This is a genomic window from Gaetbulibacter sp. PBL-D1, assembly GCF_050509525.1.
Lineage (GTDB): Bacteria > Bacteroidota > Bacteroidia > Flavobacteriales > Flavobacteriaceae > Gaetbulibacter_B > Gaetbulibacter_B jejuensis.
The window spans coordinates 215580-234027 of sequence record NZ_JBNWKB010000004.1 but is presented as its reverse complement, the minus strand read 5'-3'; the positions used below and the strand labels follow the sequence as shown (position 1 = coordinate 234027).

Genomic DNA, 18448 nt, shown 5'->3' with positions numbered 1-18448 from the left:
GGAGATGGTATTACCTTTTTAGAAAAAGCCATAAAATATGGTGCAAAGCATCAAGAAAATGAAAATTCTGCACAAGTGAGTTTGTTTGGAGAAGCAAGTGATGTGCAAATTGCTGAACCACAAGTGCCACCTTGTGAAGAATGGGGAACCATGGAAAAATTGGCAAGAGAGAAAGAAGTTGTTGGTATTTATATTTCAGGGCATCCTTTAGACGACTTTAAAGTTGAAATGAAAACGTTTTGTAATGCTAATTTATCATTGCTTAGAGATTTAGAACCTTATATAAACAGGGAGCTATCTTTTGGAGGTGTGGTGACAGATGTTCAACATCGTGTGAGCAAGCAAGGAAAAGGTTGGGCAGCTTTTACGGTTGAAGATTATGACGATAGTTTTGAGTTTAGAATATTTGGTGAAGAATATTTAAAGTTTAGGCATTTCTTGGTCAAGAATTCATTTGTGTTTGTAAAGATATTTATTCGCGAAGGTTGGGTCAATAAGACTACAGGTATTAAAGGCGAACCTAGAATACAGTTTAATAATTTTCAGTTACTGCATGATGTTATGGATGCTTATGCTAAAAAACTGTCTATTCAGTTGCATATAAATGACTTGCAGGAACAACGTATAGCTATTTTAAAAGACTTATTTCACACGCATCCTGGAGATCAAATGCTTAATTTTGTGGTGTATGATAATGATGAGCAGATAAAATTAACGATGCCAAGTCGAAAACAGAAAATAAAAATATCGCAAGATTTATTAGATAAACTAGAAAGCAATGATGTATTCTATAAATTGAATTGATAGTGATAGTAGTATTTACGCAAAGGATTGAACGGTGTGTTTGAGCTCCTCAAAGAGAGCGAGTGGTTAATATTTATATTCGCGAATTCCGAAGAAATAGAAATACATGAATAAAGCATGGTTTATGCGCCTAAGAAAAAGTAGCTAATAACCTGAAACAATGCGTATATAAACAAAACAAATTGTTATGCTGTAAGTTTTGGCAAAATTTTTGACTAATATTGCATATAAAATTGAAGTAAAACACATTTAAATAAAAGATTATGGCATTAGAAATAACAGATGCAACGTTTGAAGAAACTGTATTAAAAAGTGATAAACCAGTAATGGTAGATTTTTGGGCTGCTTGGTGTGGACCATGTAGAATGGTTGGACCAATCATTGATGAAATTAGCAATGAGTATGAAGGTAAAGCTGTTGTAGGTAAAGTAGATGTTGATGCTAACCAAGAGTTTGCTGCAAAATATGGAGTTCGTAATATACCAACTGTTTTAGTATTTCAAAATGGAGAAGTAGTAGGACGTCAAGTAGGTGTAGCTCAAAAAAGCGCATATACTGAAGCGATTGATTCGCTTTTATAAGATACTTTCTAAAAGAAAAGATAAAAGGTTTGCTTTAACGGCAAACCTTTTTTTATTTTAGATGAAAATTAATATACACATGAGCAAAGTAATAAAAACCCAAGATTTAATAGATAATAAATTATTAGAAGACCGTAAAGTGTTTCTTTGGGGTCAAGTTGATGATAAGTCGGCAAAACATGTTATTGATAGATTAATGTATTTGGATGCATTAGAAACTAAAGACATTCAATTATACATAAATAGTCCAGGAGGTTATGTGACTTCTGGTTTTTCGATATACGATTGTATAAAATCTTTAAATAGCGATGTGTCTACTATTTGTACAGGTTTAGCAGCGTCTATGGGTTCTATATTGTTATCTGTAGGAACAAAAGGGAAGCGTTTTATTCAACCACATGCAAGAGTAATGATTCATCAACCTAGTGGTGGAGCTAGAGGTCAAGCTAGTGATATTGAAATTACAGCTCAAGAAATTTTGAAGACAAAAGAGCTTAGTGCTCAAATTTTGGCTGATAACTGCGGGCAGGATTTTGATAAGGTAATGAAAGACTTTAATAGAGATCATTGGATGGGAGCAGAAGAGTCTGTTGCTTATGGAATTGTAGATGGAATAATTTAGTAGTTGATGGATCTTCAACAGGAACTTAATAAAACAGGAGGATTTAAAAATCTAGAGCTACTCGCAAAGCAAGTAGTTGAAGGATTTATTGCAGGTATGCATAAGAGTCCGTTTCATGGGTTTTCTGCTGAATTTGCTGAACATAAAATTTACAACCAAGGAGAAAGTACTAAGCATATTGATTGGAAGTTGTATGCGAAAACAGATAAGCTTTTTACAAAGCGCTACGACGAGGAAACCAATTTAAGGTGTCATTTAATTGTTGATAATAGTAGCTCTATGCATTTTCCTAAACTGTCTTCATTTTCCATAAATAGTCTTAACAAAATTGCATTTTCTGCACTAGCATCAGCATCTTTAATGCATATTCTAAAAAAGCAACGAGATGCAGTAGGGTTAAGCATTTATAGTGATGCATATGATTATTATGCTCCAGAAAAAGGAAGTGAACGTCACCATCAAATGTTATTGCATCAGTTGAGTGATATGGTCAACTCTAGACCTTTAAATAAACAAACAGAAACCTATACGTATTTGCATCTAATAGCAGAAAAGATTCATAGACGATCTTTGATTTTCTTTTTTACTGATATGTTTCAAACTTCTACAGATGAGGTTAAACTGTTTGAAGCTTTAAGACATTTAAAACATAACAAACATGAAGTTGTGTTGTTTCATATATTTGATGGGAAAAAGGAGCTTAAGTTTGATTTTGACAACACGCCTAAGCGATTTATAGATGTAGAAACAGGAGAATATATCAACTTATATCCTGATTCGATAAAAGACGATTATGAAACTTCAGTAAAAAAATATTTTAATGATATTCGATTGAAATGCGGACAATATCAGATAAAATATGTTGAAGCAGACATAAATAAGGATTTTGATAAAATCCTAACAACGTACATGATAGAGCGACATAGGTTTGCTTAATTGAAAATTTTTTAAAAATTTCACAAAAAATATTTGTGATATAAAAAATGGAGCGTATATTTGCAACCGCAATAAAGCAACGGTTTGGTAGTTCAGTTGGTTAGAATACCTGCCTGTCACGCAGGGGGTCGCGGGTTCGAGTCCCGTCCAGACCGCAAATATTGCTAAAGCTCCAAGAAGTTGGAGCTTTTTTTGGCAATAAGATTTAGTTGTGTTGTTTGACAGATGTTAGAGTCTGTCAATGGTAGAGATACCCAATTTAGTTGAGTATTAAACCGATGGAAAGCTTTCCTTTTTTCTTTACAGAAAATTGGGATGCTTTTTTGTTTTAAGACACTTTGTAAGTTATTTTTGAAATACAAAACGGAACTTCTTTGAATAAAATACTCAGCATAGATAAAATTGAATTTGGTAGAACACCAAATGGAGATTCTATAGAGAAATATATCCTTAAAAATACTAGTGGATTAGAAGTTGATATACTTACCTATGGTGGAATTATTTCTGCTTTGCGAATGATAGATAAAGAAGGAAAGCAGCAAAACATAGTTTTGGGATTTAATACGTTAGAGAAGTATATTAGTGATACGTTTTATCTAGGTGCTATAATTGGTAGGTATAGTAATAGAATAGCAAATGGAAAATTTTCTATTGGTGATAAAAAGTATAGTTTGGTAGTTAATAATGGTGAAAACCATTTACATGGTGGGGAAGTAGGTTTTAATAAAGTAGTATGGAGTGCTAATGTTGAAAAATTTAGTGATAGTGTTACTTTAAAACTGACTTATTTAAGTGTGGATATGGAAGAAGGTTTTCCTGGGAATTTAATGACCACTATTGATTACACGTTAACGAATAATAATGAGCTAAAGGTTGCTTATACATCAACTACTGATAAGCCTACAATATTGAATTTAACTCAGCATTCTTATTTTAATTTATCAGGAGATTATAATACTTCAATTTTAAACCATGAAGTAGTTATAAATGCAGATTCTTTTTTGTCTGTTGATGAAAATTTAATTCCAACGGGTGATTATGAAAGTGTCCTTAATACTCCTTTTGATTTTAGGAAACCAAAACCAATTGGTAGTGAAATTAATTTAAACGAAGAGCAATTAAAAAGGGGAGGAGGTTATGATCATAATTGGGTTGTTAATAATCAAAATGAAGGCTTAAGATTTGTAGCTTCAGCATATGAAGGTGAAAGTGGGAGATTTATGGAGGTTTTTTCTGATCAACCTGGATTGCAGTTTTATACTGCTAATTTTCTAGAAGGGGATTTTAAGCCAAGAACTGGATTTTGTTTTGAGACACAGCATTTTCCTGATTCACCTAATCAAAGTCATTTTCCTACGGTTATTTTAAATCCTGATGAGGTTTTTAGTTCGGAAACTGTATTTAAGTTTTCGACTAAATAATTATTCTTTAATAATACGAAAGAACAAAAATTTGGTATTTTTAATTTTTAAACAAAGAATTAGCTTTTCTTTTAAGATTAAGTGCTACAAAAACTGTTTTTGAACAAAAAGATTTATTAAATTTAACACATGGGCTCAAAAATTACGCTTAAAGATTTAGCAAGAATTTTAAATGTTTCAATATCTACGGTTTCTAAAGCACTCAATGATAACCCTGAAATTAGTATTGAGACTAGAGCTAAAATTAAAGAATTGGCTGAGTCTTATGGATATGTCCCAAATAATATAGCTCAAAGTTTAAAGTCAAAATCAACAAAAACAATAGGTGTAATTATACCTGCAATTTTGCTTGAGTTTTTTAGTAAGGTGCTTTATGGTATTGAGATTGAAGCTACTAAAAGAGGCTATAAAATAATAATATGCCTATCTAATGAATTACAACAAAAAGAGAGTGAGAGTATAGACACTTTTATTAATGGTAGTGTAGATGGAATTATTTTATCAGTTGCTGAAGAAACCCAAAAAACAAAAAATCACACCCATTTTTTAAAGAGTGAAAAGTATAATTTACCAATGGTAATGTTTGATAGGGTTGCAAAGGACATTAGTTGTGATAAAGTAACTGTCGATGATTTTGAAGGAGCATATGAAGCTACTCAATTTCTTCATGAATTAGATTCAAAAAATATCATCTTCATAAATCCTATTTCTAATATAAGTGTTGGCGAGTCTAGAGAAGAAGGCTATGTAAAGGCTATTGAAGATTTGAGTTTAGTGCCCTTAGTTTTAAAGGTTGAACATTATAATCAAATAGAAAAAGAGCTTACTAAAATTTTAAATAATCAAAAAGTTGATGCAATTCTAGCTGCTGATGAATACTCAGCTATTTTAGCGATTAATGTAGCTAGACTTAATGGTTATGATGTTCCTAATGATATATCAGTTATTGGTTTTACAAATGGATTAATGGCAGAGCATTCAATCCCTTCTTTAACTGTCGTAAGCCAGCATGCTGAAAATATAGGTAGAACATCTGTTGAAATACTTTTAGATAGAATTCAAGGAAAGCTACCAGAGCAACCTGTACACAAAGTTGTGAAAACTAATATTATAGAACGTAATTCTACCAAAAAAAGATAAATTATGTCCTCTATAATGTATAAAAATATGCATTTCATCGATATTTTTATGCGTTTCATCCGATTTTTTAATTTTAATAATTATATTTGAATTACATTTGAGGCCCTTCTTAAGCCCCAAATACTTATTAAGGTAATATTTAATCCGTTTTAGTAGAATACTCTGTATTAGTATTTTACATTTCCCTCAAAAAAATATACAGTCTTAGCGGTTTACGCTTTATAGTTAATAATCCATTCTTCCCTCCAATGGCATTAGGTTATGCCCTAAAATTTGTAATTAACTAAAATTAAATATTGTAAAACCCTAAAATTAATAGACATGAAGACCCTTAAAATTACTTTCTTATTATTAGCTGTATTATTATTAACTGTTTCAGGACAAAGCAGTGATTCTTTTAATAATGAAGAGAATAACTCTACCAAAAAATCAGAAACTAAATACGACTTATTGGTGCACAACAAAAAGAAGGTTTTAGTTCCTACTAACGGATAAAAAATACTTCTTCTTAAAATATACAGCTCTTATCTTTTTTAGATAAGGGCTTTTGTTGTTTTCTGTAAACTAGCTTTATAATTAAAAATAAGTCAAACACATTAAATAAATTATTCTAAATTTGGATTAACCATAATAATCCAAATACATTGTTGCGTTACCTCTCTCTTTTAATTTTTCTCTTTTTTAATACCAAAGCTGTTTTGTCTCAAAACGAAAAGAGTGTTAAAGGGCTTGATAGTATCCAAAAGTTAAGAAGTTTATCTTCTGATGCTGAATTCTCATTAGAAGAACGTTTAAATTTTGCACTTAGCGCTGTAGAATTATCTTCAAAAACTAAAATAGATTCGGTTTTAATCAACTCAAACAGGACTTTGTCGAGTGTATATTTGAATAGAGGTGAATATGAGAAGTATAGAAAACTCAATCATAACAACTTAAAGCTGGCTAAGAAAATTAATGACTCATTGGTTATTGGTATTGCCAGTCTTAACTTGGGTTGGTATCATCATTTCAATATGGTTCAAAATGATAGCGCTTACTATTATTATTCAAAAGCAGCTAAAACTTTTGACGAAATAGGAGAGTTAGATAGACAGGTTACAACATTAGTAAACTTAGCAGATATTCAAGATACTGAAAGAGATTATATTGGTGCTGAAGCTAATTCAATTAAAGCTATTAAAATTTTAGAAAGACTCCCTGAAACTGAAAATTATTTAAGCACAAAATGGATACTATATAATTTATTGGGCGTAATAAATTTAAAATTAGAACTCTATAATGCTTCATTAGAGTATCATAATATGGCTTACGATATTGGTAAGAAAATGGAGTTTGGCTTTATTGATCAAATGCTGTCACTAAATAATATGGCATTTGTTTATAGAAAGTTAGGTAATCATACTAAAGCGTTAGAGCTCTATAATACAGTATTAGAAAATAAAGAAGTCTATAATGAAGAAGATCCTACCTTTTACCCTTTGGTTTTAGAAAACTTAGCGTTTACTAAGTATGAAGCAAAACATAGCGACATTGATAATATTGAGCAGATGCTGAAAACTGCATATAAAATTAGTGATAGTCTCGAGGATCCAATCACCAAACTAGCTGTTAGTATTGATTTGGCTAAGTTTTATTATGGACAAAAAAACAAAGATTCATCATTAGTATATGCTAAACAAGCTTACGATATTGGTGGAGAAACAAACTCTAATCAAATATGGTTAGAATCTATGCAACTACTGTCAAAAATTAATGAAGGTGAGCAAGGTAAAGCATATCTAAATCAATACATAAAGCTAAGCGATAGCTTATTGTTGAACGAGCGAAAAAACAGAAATAAATTTGCAAGAATTGAATTTGAAACAGATAAACTAGAAGAGGAAAATAAGCGTATTTCTAGAGAGCGTTTGTGGCTTACAATACTGTCAATAGGTTTGTTGTTTACTGCGCTTTTAATTTATATTATCATTACCCAAAGAGCAAGAAACAAAGAGTTAAAGTTTAAACAAGACCAGCAACAAGCCAATGAGGAAATTTACAACCTTATGTTATCGCAGCAAGATAAAGTTGATGAAGCTAGAGCTAGTGAAAAGAAACGTATTTCTGAAGAATTGCACGACGGTATTTTAGGTCGTTTATTTGGAACAAGGTTGAGTTTAGATAGTTTAAATTTTAGTGAAGGTAAAGATGCCATAAAAAGTAGAGCAAATTATATAAGCGAATTAAAAACTATTGAAGAAGATATAAGAAAAGTATCACACGATTTAAATACCGATTTTGTTTCAGGGTCAGGGTTTATGGATATTATTTCTGAATTAATTGAGAAGCAAACCAAAGCGTATCAATTGCAATACGATTTTAAATATACTGATGATATTAACTGGGAATTCGTGCCTAATAAAACCAAAATTAATATTTACAGAATAATACAAGAAACACTTCAAAATATTTATAAACATGCCGAAGCTAATGAGGTAAAAATTAGTATTGAATTAAAAAATAACGTAATTTTATTAGCGATTATTGATGACGGAAAAGGGTTTGAAATCAATAAGAGTAAGAAAGGAATTGGTCTTAAAAATATCAATTCTAGAGTAAACGAGCTAGAAGGCTCAGTTAAGTTTTACTCAGAAATAAATAAAGGAACTTCGGTATTAATTGACATTCCTTATAAAAGTTAAATTATCATGCAACACATAAATATCTTAATGGTAGATGATCATCCAATAATTATTGAAGGTTATCAAAATACTTTGATGGCTACAAAAAACGATGATCAGGTACTGGTTATAGATACAGCTAATAATTGTGATACAGCTAACGAGTTACTTCAAAAAGCATCTAAAGAAAAACCTTATGATGTCTGTTTTTTCGACATTAGTTTACCCAGTTCTTCAGATGGTTCAATAACATCAGGAGAAGATTTAGCAAAAATTGCTCGAGACATATTACCTAATGCAAAAATTATTATTTTAACAATGTTTAATGAGTCGTACAGGATTCATAATATTATTAAAGAGGTAAGTCCTGATGGGTTTTTAATAAAAAGCGATTTAACATCAATGGAATTAGCTGAAGCATTTCAGCATATTCTATCCAACCCTCCATACTACAGTAGTACAGTAAACAACTATTTAAAGAAGTCTATTACTAGTGATATTTATATTGACGACATTAATAGAAAAATACTTCACTTATTATCTCAAGGCATAAAAACAAGAAGTCTAAAAGAGTACATAGACTTATCAATGAGTGCTATTGAAAAACGTAAAAAGCAGATGAAACTTTTATTTTCTGTTGAAGATGGTAAAGACGAAACTTTGTTAGAAGAAGCCAGAAAAAAAGGCTTTTTGTAAAATTTATATTAAATCTTCATTTTTTTTAGCTTTTTCAATCTGATGCAACACTAGGTTATTGCTAGAAAGTACGGTTTTTCCGCATCAAGTTTGCGGTTTTTCCGCACATTTAAAACCTTCTACTTATATACATTTGTAATAGTCAACGAAATTAATTAATCCCTCTAAGTAATTTGTTGAATTAATAGCAAATAAAGAATTACCCAATAACCCACTAGGTTATTGGGTTTTTTCATTTATACAAAACCGTCAGAATATTTTATTACTTTATAAATAAAGAATCCGGTAAAAATCATTGCTACAATAAACTTCATAAACGTTGAAGCAAGAAACCCTAAAAAAGATCCAAAAGCAGCTTTCACAGCTTTATCAAATTCACTTTTATTAATAAGCTCACCTATTAGAGCACCAAAAAACGGACCTATAATTATTCCAAAAGGTCCTAAAAATATTAAGCCTATTATAAGACCAATAGTTGTACCTATCATTCCTGCTTTACTGCCTCCAAAGCGTTTGGTTCCCATAGCTGGAATTACATAGTCTAACAACCAAATGGCAATAGCTACAATTAATGTTATGATTAAAAATGTCCAGTTCATTGGTAGTGCATCAGTAAGATGTAAAACTAAAAGCCCAACCCAACTGGTTAATGGACCTGGTAAAACAGGTAAAAAGCTACCAAGTATTCCAAGAAGCATTAATAAGCCACTAATTATCAATAAAAATATATCCATTAAATCTATTTAGAGTTTATACAATTATGTGACGATGAAAATAGTCATTTGTTACATTTGTAACTAAAAAATTAGTTTAAACTAAAAATTTAGTTATATTTGTTAAGCTCTTTTGTTCAGAGTTTTAAATTAAAAATAAGCATCATGAAGCAACTTACCAAGGCAGAAGAAGAAATCATGCAAGTTTTATGGCAACTTAAAAAGGCCAATGTAAAACATATTATAGATGAGTTACCAGAGCCCAAACCAGCTTACAATACTGTATCAACTATTGTGAGAATTTTGGAAAGTAAGGGCTTTGTTGATTATGAAAAACAAGGTAAAGGTCATGTGTATTTTCCAGTGGTTAAAAAGCAAGATTATAGTAACCAGACCATAAATACATTGGTGGATAATTATTTTCAAGGCTCTTTTAAAAGCATGGTGTCTTTTTTTGTGAAGAAAAATGACATTAACCTAAAAGACTTGGAAGCTGTACTAAAAGAAATCAATAAAAAAGAATAGTATTATGTTACATTATGTATTACAAACTATAGCGTTTCAATTATTCTTTTTGCTCATCTACGATGTGTTTTTAAAAAAGGAAACTTTTTTTAATTGGAACAGGTTTTACTTGTTATCGACTGCGATACTTTCAGTGGTATTACCATTCATTAAATTTAAAAGTATAAAAGCTATCGTTCCAGAGCAGTTTGTTATTCAATTGCCTGAAATTATTATAGGTAAGGTCGAAGAAAAACAATCTGTAATTGATGTTTTTATTGCTCAACCGCAACAAACGGTTGAACCCGTTTTTACTTGGTCTTGGAGTATGCTGCTATATGTAGGAATGTGTATTGCAGCTATACTGTTTATGGTTAAATTGATTAAACTTCTAGTTCTATTTTACAAAAACCCAAAGCGTTGGAAAGGCAATTTGCTAATCGTTAATTTATTGAATAGTAACGCGGCATTTTCGTTTTTTAATTATGTGTTTTTAGGCGAAAAAATACAGTCAAAAGAGCAAAAAACGATTCTACAGCACGAGCTTGTTCATGTTCAGGAAAAGCATACTATCGATTTGTTGTTTTTTGAAGCGCTGAGGATTGCGTTTTGGTTTAACCCATTGGTGTACATGTATCAATCTAGAATAGTTGAGTTGCACGAGTTCATTGCAGATTATAAAGCACTACAGCATCACGATAAAAAGGAATACTATGAAAACTTATTGGCTCAGGTTTTCGAGACCAAAAACATTTCTTTCATAAACCCATTTTTTAAACAAGCATTAATCAAAAAACGAATAGTCATGTTAAGTAAATCAAAATCAAAACAAATCCATTTATTCAAGTATACATTATTACTGCCAATGGTATTTGGAATGCTTATGTATACATCGTCATATTCACAAGACCCAAAGTCAACAACTAAAACCACTCATGAAGATACGTCTACGAAAGATATGACTGATGATGAATTGCTTCAAAAGTATTATGAGGAATTAAAAGAGCTAACGGCTTCAAGTAATATTTTTGATGAAGTATATAAAGAGTATATGCCTAAAACCGATAAATATATTCTTACGAGAATAGAGTATGCAAAGTTTGGAGCATTTTATAAATTTTTAGCAGATAAGGAAATTGAGAGAAAGCAAAAAGACGGAAGTTTAACTCAAGAAGATCTTGAGAGAAGAGAAAAAGGGTTTCCTAAACATAAAACTTATGAAGATTATTTAGAGTATAAGAAGACTGATGAGGCTAAGTTAAGCTGGGAAAGTAACACCAAAGATGGCATTTTACGATTGGTAGTTGATGACTTTAAAAATATGACAGCTGCTGAGCAACAACGTTATGATCAAAAAATGAAAATGATTGAAAATGACGACTACTTCAATACGTTAATGATTGTTACAAAAAACATAATATTAAAAATGCAAGTAAATGATATTGATGGCAAAAAAGCACCAAACTCAAGTAATGAAAGCGATGAGGTTATAGTTGAGCATATTGAAGAAACCATTGAAGTGCCATTTGCAGTTATTGATGAAGCACCTACATTTACCTTTTGTGAAACTTTATCAACTCGAGAGGAGAAGAAAAAGTGCATGAGCGACAATATTGCTGAGCATGTCAATAAAAATTTCAACACAAATATTGCAAAGGAAAAAGGACTTACAGGAAGACAGCGTATTAATGTTATTTTTAAAATAGATAAAGATGGTACTGTAAAAGATGTTGCTGCAAGAGCACCACACCCAGCTTTAGAAGAAGAAGCAAAGCGTGTTATAAAAACATTGCCAAGGTTTATACCAGGAAAGCAAAAAGGAAAAACTGTAGTAGTGCCTTATAGTTTGCCAATTTTATTTCAAGTGTCAGATAATGATAATCAAAATGAAGTAAATAGTACTCAAGACCAAAAAGAGTATATCAAAGAGTTAAAAGAGCAATTTAAGAATGCAGATGAAGTGCCATTTGCAGTGGTTGATGAGATTCCTATGTTAGCATCTTGTGAAAATTTAGCAACACAAGATGAAAAGAAAAAATGCATAAGTAATAATGTCGCTAAGCATGTCAATGAAAACTTCAACATAAATGTTGCAAAGGAAAAGGGACTTAAAGGACAACAGCGTATCAATGTCATTTTTAAAATAGATAAAGATGGTACTGTAAAAGAGGTAAAAGCTAGAGCATCGCATCCTGCATTGGAAGAAGAAGCAATACGTGCTATAAAAACATTGCCAACATTTATTCCTGGAAAGCAAAACGGAAAAGTTGTAAAAGTTGCCTATAGCTTACCAATACTATTTCAAGTCAATGAATAAAATACTTTTAATCCTAATAGTATTAATAGCATTAAAAACCGAAGCTCAAACTTCGGTTTTACAGTATGCTGATAGTTTGTACTTAAACGGGAACTATAGTAAAGCTATTGAGCAATACAAAACGCTGAGTAAAACTGAGGAGATGTTTGATAAAATTGCAAAAGCCTACATTGCAATAGGAAATTATGACGCTGGTTTAGAGTATTACCAAAAAAGTTTGGAGGCAAATCCTGATGATGCACTTGTAAAATACGAATACGCCAAATTACTTTCAAAAACTAAGAAGTTTAAAGAAGCTTCAACTCAATTTAATGAGTTGGTGTATATAGATTACAAAAATCCAAATTACCATTATGAATTAGGTTTAGCACTCGAAGCTTTAAACGATTCAACTGCAATGAATAGGTTTCGTTCTGCTTATGATTTGGATCAAACCCATCAAAAAGCCATTTATAAAATTGCACGATCCTATGTGAAAAAACGTGCTTATGAACAAGCAGAATATTTTATAAACAAAGGCTTGGAAAGCTATGAGAACAATGTAAGTCTTATTAGCTTAAAAGCGCAAAACTATTATAACAAAGACGATTACAAAAACTCAAAAATCTGGTTTCACAAGTTAGTGCAGCTTGGAGAATCATCAGAGTTTATTCATGTAAAATTAAGTGTTATTCATGCTGAACTTTCAGAATATAAAGAAGCCATTGAGCAACGAAAACGCGCATTAAACTTTAATCCTTACGATTCTAATGGATTGTTTCTTATAGGAACATATTATGAGCGTTTAAACGATTATGAAAATGCCGAAAAGTACATTGTACAATGCTTAAAGTTAAAAGATGTGCCATTGGATTATGAATATCAAAAATTGGGTACAATCTACAACCGTCAACAAAAGTATAAAGAAGCCATTGCAAGCTTTCAAACTGCTTTAAAAGAAAATCCAGACAATATCAACTCAGCATTTTATATGGTTGTTTCAAAAGACAAATATTATGCTGATACTGATGCTAAAATTAAACTCTACGAAGATTTTAAAACCCAATATCCTGAGAGTTTTTATGTAAAGCTAGCCAATATGCGTTTACAAGAGCTCAAAGAAGAAAAGTTTATGAATGAAGATTAAATACCAAAAAAATTGTACTTTTCGGCTTCAGTAGTATATTAATGAAGCACTTATTCTTTATTTTTTGTGTTTTTACGTTGGTGTCTTGCGACTATTTTGATAAACAGAAGATTTCTACAGAAGAAATTCTTCAGGAAGAGTTGCAAACCTTCAACTGGAATGATGTTGATGAGTATCCTACATTTGCATCGTGCGACACCACTTCAGGTAAGGCAAACAAAAAAAACTGCTTTGAAAATACACTAAGAAACATACTAAACGAAAACCTTTCAAAACATAACATTGTAGTTTCTGAAGACGTTAATGATACTGTTATTTTAAAAATTAAAATAGATAGCAAAGGTCAATTCACTATTGAAGACATTAAAAGTTCTGATGTCACACGTCAACAAATTCCTGAGTTGGATAGTTTGTTAACTCATAGTTTTGATTCGTTGCCAAAAATATATCCAGCAATTAAACGCAGTCAACAGGTAACGACTCAATTTAATCTTCCTGTAATAGTTAGTATCAATTAAAACCGAATTGCTAGCTTTCGCATTAAGCGTAAAATTTCAACATACAACCAAACTAGAGTCACTAGAAGTCCCCAAGTGGCAAGCCATTCTTTATATTTTGGCGCTTTGTTTTTATGGCGTTCTATAAAATCAAAATCCAACAACAATGAAAACGAAGCTACAATTGCTGCAACTACATTAAAAACAATGGCAACCCAAGAAGTTCCCCAAATAAACGATTTGATACCAAAAAAGCCTAAAATAAACGAAATGATATACACCAAAAATATACTTGCAGCAGCTGTAATAATTACACTTCTAAGTTGTTTGGTAACTACAATAACTCGTGTTTGGTATAAAATGAGCATTACAAAAAAAGTTACAATGGTAACACCAATAGCTTGATAAGGCATTTCAGGAAATTTAACTCTTACATAAGCCGAAAAACCGCCTAAAAAACAACCTTTGGTTATGGAGTAAATAGGCACTAAAATATGTGCCCAATTGTTCTTGTAAGAAATCATTACACTTACAATTATTGAGGCAATCATACCACCAAGTGTAAACCAGCTTACATCCATTCCATCTTCATGAAGTTTCCAAACTCCAGCAGTAACTGCAGCAATAACCAATATGGATAACATGGATTTTACAAAAATCCCTGAAACAGTCATTTTTGCTTCAGGCTTTTTGTTGTCGCCCCAAAAATAAGGTGTAAAGGCTGGGTTAGAGGTTTTAAAATTTGATAATTTCATTTACAGCGTAAACTTGTAACCCAATGTAAAATCAGTTGGGAAATTGTCGTTAGTGTCTAAATCTAAAGCAAATAATTGATTAAATCCAAATGTAATATAACCGTTGCCCACTTTGTAATCGGCACCTAATCCAAAAATAAAAGGCGCATTAAAAGAAGTGTCGCTTTCTTCAATAACGTCATCTTCGGTTGCTACAGTTACTTTACTAAAGTTGAGTGTTGCAAATTTTACATTGCCATAAATACTTAAGTTTGAAATATTAATAGCTCTCAACCTATAACCTAAAGAAAACTCGGTTGAGGTGTATTCTAAATCATCGTTTTTAAGAACTTGTCTAAGTTGTAAAAACCCAGAGTGTATAGGTTTTTCAGCATTAGTAATCACTTCTAGTTCGGTTCCAAAAACAGGAGATTTTAAATTGTCAGGGTTTGGAACAAAAGGATTGTTGGTAATACCACCAAAAACACCTAAGCGTAGTTCGAGTTTGTTTTTTTTAAGTTGCGTTTGGTAAGACACGTCAGACGTACTGTTGTACATATCAATAAAGTCTTTAAGGCTGCCAAGTGTGAGTTTTACCTTATCAGTTGATAAACCATAATCTTCCATGACATTGTCTAGCGTGGTTTTATACTCTTCTTGGTATTTGTTATTGTCACCTTTGGTGTTTTTTAACTCTAAGATGGTGTTGTTTTGAGTTCTTACAAAATAACGGTATTTACCATCAATAGTTGTCCAAAGTAAATCCAGGTTTCCATCAATTTCGGTCTTTAACTCTAGGGTTTCACCATTTACAGTGTAGGTGTCTTGAGCACTCATTGAAGCATAACTTAACAAGATGCAGAGAATAGCGACTATTTTTTTCATCAGGATTTAGGATTATAGTTTAGTAAATCTAACAAAAATAAATGATAAAACATCATTTTCGGTATGCTCTTCCTTTCCACTTATATCCTTTAAAAACAGATGTGAAGGCCACAAAAACACTAAAAAAAGGATATAAAAAACAGCCAAAAATATATGAGAACAAAGTATGTTCTTGGTTAAAAAACCGAGCGCTTTTAAAAATGAGAAGAAAGTCAATACAAAATTTTATAGCAAACACATATACCAACTCTTTATATGAAACAACTCCTGAAATAGCAAATAGTAAATAACAAAGCAATGCAGCATTCATTGTAAAAATGATTAATCCAGAAAGCTTCCCAAAAATATTACGATAGTTACTTGTTTTTGCTGCCCAACGAACGCGTTGTGCAAATAAGCTTTTTATACTGTTTTCAGGTATTGTAGTTACAACAGCTTTATCACATTTTAAATACTCTACTTGCGTTTGAGGATGGTTAATAGCTTTTTCTAAAAGAAAAATATCATCACCACTAGCAATGGTGTTGTTGCCTTGATAACCGTTAACAGTATTGAAAAAATCTGTTTTAAAACCTAAGTTGGCACCATTACTCAAAAATGGTTTGTTGATACCAAAACCACCAATAGTTGCTCCTTGCAGACTTAAAATTTCAAGTAATTGAAAGCGTTTAAAAAACGTATTGCAATGGCTAAGCGTTACTGGAGCTACAATAAAATCGGGTTGACGCTCTTGTATAAAACAATCAAAACTATCAAGCCAATATATAGGTAAAACGCAATCAGCATCTGTGGTAATTACCCAAGGGTGTTTTGCTTGTGAAATAGCTAATGTAATAGCATCTTTTTTTGGAGAGTTTGAACTGCGAATGTTTTTTATCAAGCTTATGTTTAGCTTCGATTTTTTTTGAAACGCATTAATGAGTGTTACTGAATTGTCTTCAGAATCGTCATCAATAAAAATAATTTCAAAATGTGCTTTTGGGTAATTTAGTGTTGAAATAGCTTGTAGTAAAGCAGGTAAATTTTCAGCTTCATTTCTAAAAGGAATAAGTATTGAAAACCTGTTTTCTGGTGTAACATCTTTTAAAGTAAATTCAATCACTTTGTCAAAGCCTAAAATCAAGCTTCCAATTAAAGCTAGATATAGGATCACAATAATAAGTGCTATTAAACTCATGTGTTTGTGGTGTTTTTAGGTAGGTTAAAATTTAGGACATAATAGCTTCCAAATACACTCGGAATGACAAAATTCAACAACCACATTAACGTTACAATGCATAAAATAGTAAGCTCATTTACGCCAACAATAGAAAACAAATACACAGCAACACTCCCTTTTATCACTACATCAAAAATAAAAATGGAAGGAATAATAGAGGCTAATAGGTACATGCTTGTAATTACAATCATAGCATTACTGTAGTGTACATTTACTCCAAAAATAGTGAGCAGAAAATAGAACTGAAATGAGAAAATCGCGTACCTAATTACAGAAAGTAAAAACCCTTTAACTAAAACAGTTTTTGGTAAATAGATAATGAAATGAATGATCTTTTGTAGCGTATTTCCTTTTATTTTGAATGTTTTATGCTTAGCTCCAAAAAGGGTTAACACTATTACCAAAAGTATAATAAACAAAAACCTTGATACTTTAAGGTAATTGATGTCCAGGTTGTAGTTTAATTTAAAAAAGATAAGACCAGCAATACCAAAAAGTACTGTAACTGTCATTTGCATCATATTGCCTACAAGGTTTAATAGTGCAATTCGATTTCTAAATGCTTTAGTATAGTAAGCTGCTTTAGCTCCATATTCACCAATTCGGTTAGGTGTAATTAATGATGCTGTTAATGAACCTAAGGTTTGTTCAAGTGCATTTTTAAAGGTTATATTTTTTATGGAATCGACTAAAGTTTTCCATTTTACAATTTCAAAAAACCAATTAAAAATGCTTAAAATGATTAAAAAAGCAATGTTTTTTGTTGAAAACGACTTGTTTTCGGATAAAAATCGAGTAAAATCGTTAAAATCTAAATACTCATTATCTGTCAGTTTTTTATAAATAAAATAAAATGCGCCAACAACTATGCTTAATTTAATAAGCACAACAAAGAATTGCTTAGTTTTGTAAGAAAGCGTTCCTAGAAGCATATTACAAATAAAACCAATTAGACTATGACCTCAAATTTTAAACATATAAAATCACTCTTAGTATGTGTGTTTATGGTGTTTGTTACAGCAACACTTACAGCGCAACGAGATACTAACAAATGGAAAGCACAATTGGCACTCGGGTTTAACAATCCGTCGCAGTCAGGTTTTGTGGCTGATTTTGAGAGTAAGCCTATAAATTTTCCGACAGTGAATTTAGGAATTCAACACATGTTTAAATCGCAGTTGGGAGCAAAGGTTGATTTTGGATTTAACCGATTTTCAAGTGAAGATAGTTCGCCAGAATTTAAAACCAATTATACAAGACTTAATTTGCAAGTGGTCTACGATCCATCCGAAACCCTTACGTTTCTTCCAGAGCGAATGGGACTTGTAGCACATGCAGGACCTGGATATTCGTTTGTGAAACCGCTTGGTAATTATTCAGGAAACGATGTGTCGTTTTTAAATGCAATGGCAGGCTTGGAAGTGCATTATGCTTTTAACAGACGTATGTCATTTTACACTGATGTATCATACATTTTAGGTTTTGGAAAGGATTTTGACCCAATTACTGAAGGTTATGGTGCTTTTAATGGAAATTTATTAACGGTAACTTTTGGTATAACCTTTTCATTAAGTGGTTGTCAATATTGTTAAT

Annotated in this window: 18 protein-coding genes, 1 tRNA gene and 1 pseudogene; 15 read left to right on the top strand and 5 right to left on the bottom strand. The window is 31.4% G+C overall.

What is annotated here, in order from left to right; translation table 11 throughout:
- From ACQ0RB_RS05310 to ACQ0RB_RS05265, 10 genes and pseudogenes are all read left to right on the top strand, one after another.
- Positions 1-804: pseudogene (locus ACQ0RB_RS05310) on the top strand (DNA polymerase III subunit alpha); the annotation flags it as partial.
- 263 nt (positions 805-1067) lie between these two features.
- Entirely contained in the window at positions 1068-1385 is a 318-nt protein-coding gene (gene trxA, locus ACQ0RB_RS05305; RefSeq protein ID WP_103050957.1) for a thioredoxin, read from the top strand.
- Positions 1386-1464: 79 nt separating this feature from the next.
- On the top strand, positions 1465-2007 hold the full coding sequence (locus ACQ0RB_RS05300; RefSeq protein WP_131506155.1) for a ClpP family protease: 543 nt from the start codon (positions 1465-1467) through the stop codon (positions 2005-2007).
- Positions 2008-2013: 6 nt separating this feature from the next.
- Positions 2014-2943: a DUF58 domain-containing protein gene (locus tag ACQ0RB_RS05295; RefSeq protein WP_430497004.1), complete on the top strand. Its 930-nt coding sequence runs from the start codon at positions 2014-2016 to the stop codon at positions 2941-2943.
- Between the two features lie 81 nt (positions 2944-3024).
- Positions 3025-3098, top strand: a tRNA-Asp gene (locus ACQ0RB_RS05290).
- Positions 3099-3317: 219 nt separating this feature from the next.
- Complete coding sequence (locus tag ACQ0RB_RS05285; protein ID WP_430497002.1) at positions 3318-4364, top strand: aldose epimerase family protein; 1047 nt, start codon at positions 3318-3320, stop codon at positions 4362-4364.
- Positions 4365-4493: 129 nt separating this feature from the next.
- Positions 4494-5504, top strand: a complete 1011-nt coding sequence (locus ACQ0RB_RS05280) for a LacI family DNA-binding transcriptional regulator (RefSeq protein WP_430497000.1) — start codon at positions 4494-4496, stop codon at positions 5502-5504.
- Positions 5505-5825: 321 nt separating this feature from the next.
- Complete coding sequence (locus ACQ0RB_RS05275; RefSeq protein ID WP_161566725.1) at positions 5826-5999, top strand: hypothetical protein; 174 nt, start codon at positions 5826-5828, stop codon at positions 5997-5999.
- Positions 6000-6202: 203 nt separating this feature from the next.
- Positions 6203-8185, top strand: a complete 1983-nt coding sequence (locus ACQ0RB_RS05270; RefSeq protein ID WP_430496998.1) for a tetratricopeptide repeat-containing sensor histidine kinase — start codon at positions 6203-6205, stop codon at positions 8183-8185.
- A gap of 6 nt (positions 8186-8191) precedes the next feature.
- Positions 8192-8860 (top strand): response regulator, encoded by a 669-nt coding sequence (locus ACQ0RB_RS05265; RefSeq protein ID WP_129759489.1) that lies wholly within the window; start codon positions 8192-8194, stop codon positions 8858-8860.
- A gap of 236 nt (positions 8861-9096) precedes the next feature.
- On the opposite strand, the gene ACQ0RB_RS05260 is transcribed toward ACQ0RB_RS05265, so the two are convergent.
- The gene (locus tag ACQ0RB_RS05260; protein ID WP_129759488.1) at positions 9097-9594 is read right to left on the bottom strand and encodes a DUF456 domain-containing protein; all 498 of its coding nucleotides are present in this window, start codon (positions 9592-9594) and stop codon (positions 9097-9099) included.
- Between the two features lie 144 nt (positions 9595-9738).
- Between ACQ0RB_RS05260 and ACQ0RB_RS05255 the strand changes: the two genes are divergently transcribed.
- Genes ACQ0RB_RS05255 through ACQ0RB_RS05240 form a run of 4 tightly spaced genes read left to right on the top strand, consistent with a single transcriptional unit; the run spans position 9739 to position 14038 of the window.
- On the top strand, positions 9739-10098 hold the full coding sequence (locus ACQ0RB_RS05255; protein WP_129759487.1) for a BlaI/MecI/CopY family transcriptional regulator: 360 nt from the start codon (positions 9739-9741) through the stop codon (positions 10096-10098).
- Between the two features lie 4 nt (positions 10099-10102).
- Positions 10103-12394, top strand: a complete 2292-nt coding sequence (locus tag ACQ0RB_RS05250) for an energy transducer TonB (RefSeq protein WP_430496994.1) — start codon at positions 10103-10105, stop codon at positions 12392-12394.
- On the top strand, positions 12387-13520 hold the full coding sequence (locus ACQ0RB_RS05245) for a tetratricopeptide repeat protein (protein ID WP_430496992.1): 1134 nt from the start codon (positions 12387-12389) through the stop codon (positions 13518-13520). Before ACQ0RB_RS05250 ends, ACQ0RB_RS05245 begins: the two co-directional genes overlap by 8 nt.
- Positions 13521-13561: 41 nt before the next feature.
- On the top strand, positions 13562-14038 hold the full coding sequence (locus tag ACQ0RB_RS05240; protein ID WP_430496990.1) for a hypothetical protein: 477 nt from the start codon (positions 13562-13564) through the stop codon (positions 14036-14038).
- On the opposite strand, the gene ACQ0RB_RS05235 is transcribed toward ACQ0RB_RS05240, so the two are convergent.
- Genes ACQ0RB_RS05235 through ACQ0RB_RS05220 form a run of 4 tightly spaced genes read right to left on the bottom strand, consistent with a single transcriptional unit; the run spans position 14035 to position 17787 of the window.
- Complete coding sequence (locus ACQ0RB_RS05235; RefSeq protein ID WP_430496988.1) at positions 14035-14772, bottom strand: Bax inhibitor-1/YccA family protein; 738 nt, start codon at positions 14770-14772, stop codon at positions 14035-14037. The two genes, ACQ0RB_RS05240 and ACQ0RB_RS05235, sit on opposite strands and share 4 nt — an antisense overlap.
- The gene (locus tag ACQ0RB_RS05230) at positions 14773-15636 is read right to left on the bottom strand and encodes a hypothetical protein (protein ID WP_430496986.1); all 864 of its coding nucleotides are present in this window, start codon (positions 15634-15636) and stop codon (positions 14773-14775) included.
- Between the two features lie 52 nt (positions 15637-15688).
- Complete coding sequence (locus ACQ0RB_RS05225) at positions 15689-16813, bottom strand: glycosyltransferase (protein WP_430496985.1); 1125 nt, start codon at positions 16811-16813, stop codon at positions 15689-15691.
- Positions 16810-17787, bottom strand: coding sequence for a lysylphosphatidylglycerol synthase transmembrane domain-containing protein (locus ACQ0RB_RS05220; protein ID WP_430496983.1), 978 nt, complete (start codon positions 17785-17787; stop codon positions 16810-16812). Before ACQ0RB_RS05220 ends, ACQ0RB_RS05225 begins: the two co-directional genes overlap by 4 nt.
- A gap of 24 nt (positions 17788-17811) precedes the next feature.
- On the opposite strand from ACQ0RB_RS05220, the gene ACQ0RB_RS05215 reads away from it, so the two are divergent.
- Positions 17812-18447 carry an outer membrane beta-barrel protein gene (locus tag ACQ0RB_RS05215; protein ID WP_430496981.1) on the top strand — a complete coding sequence of 212 codons (636 nt, stop codon included), beginning with the start codon at positions 17812-17814 and terminating at the stop codon, positions 18445-18447.
- The last annotated feature ends 1 nt before the right edge of the window (position 18448 follow it).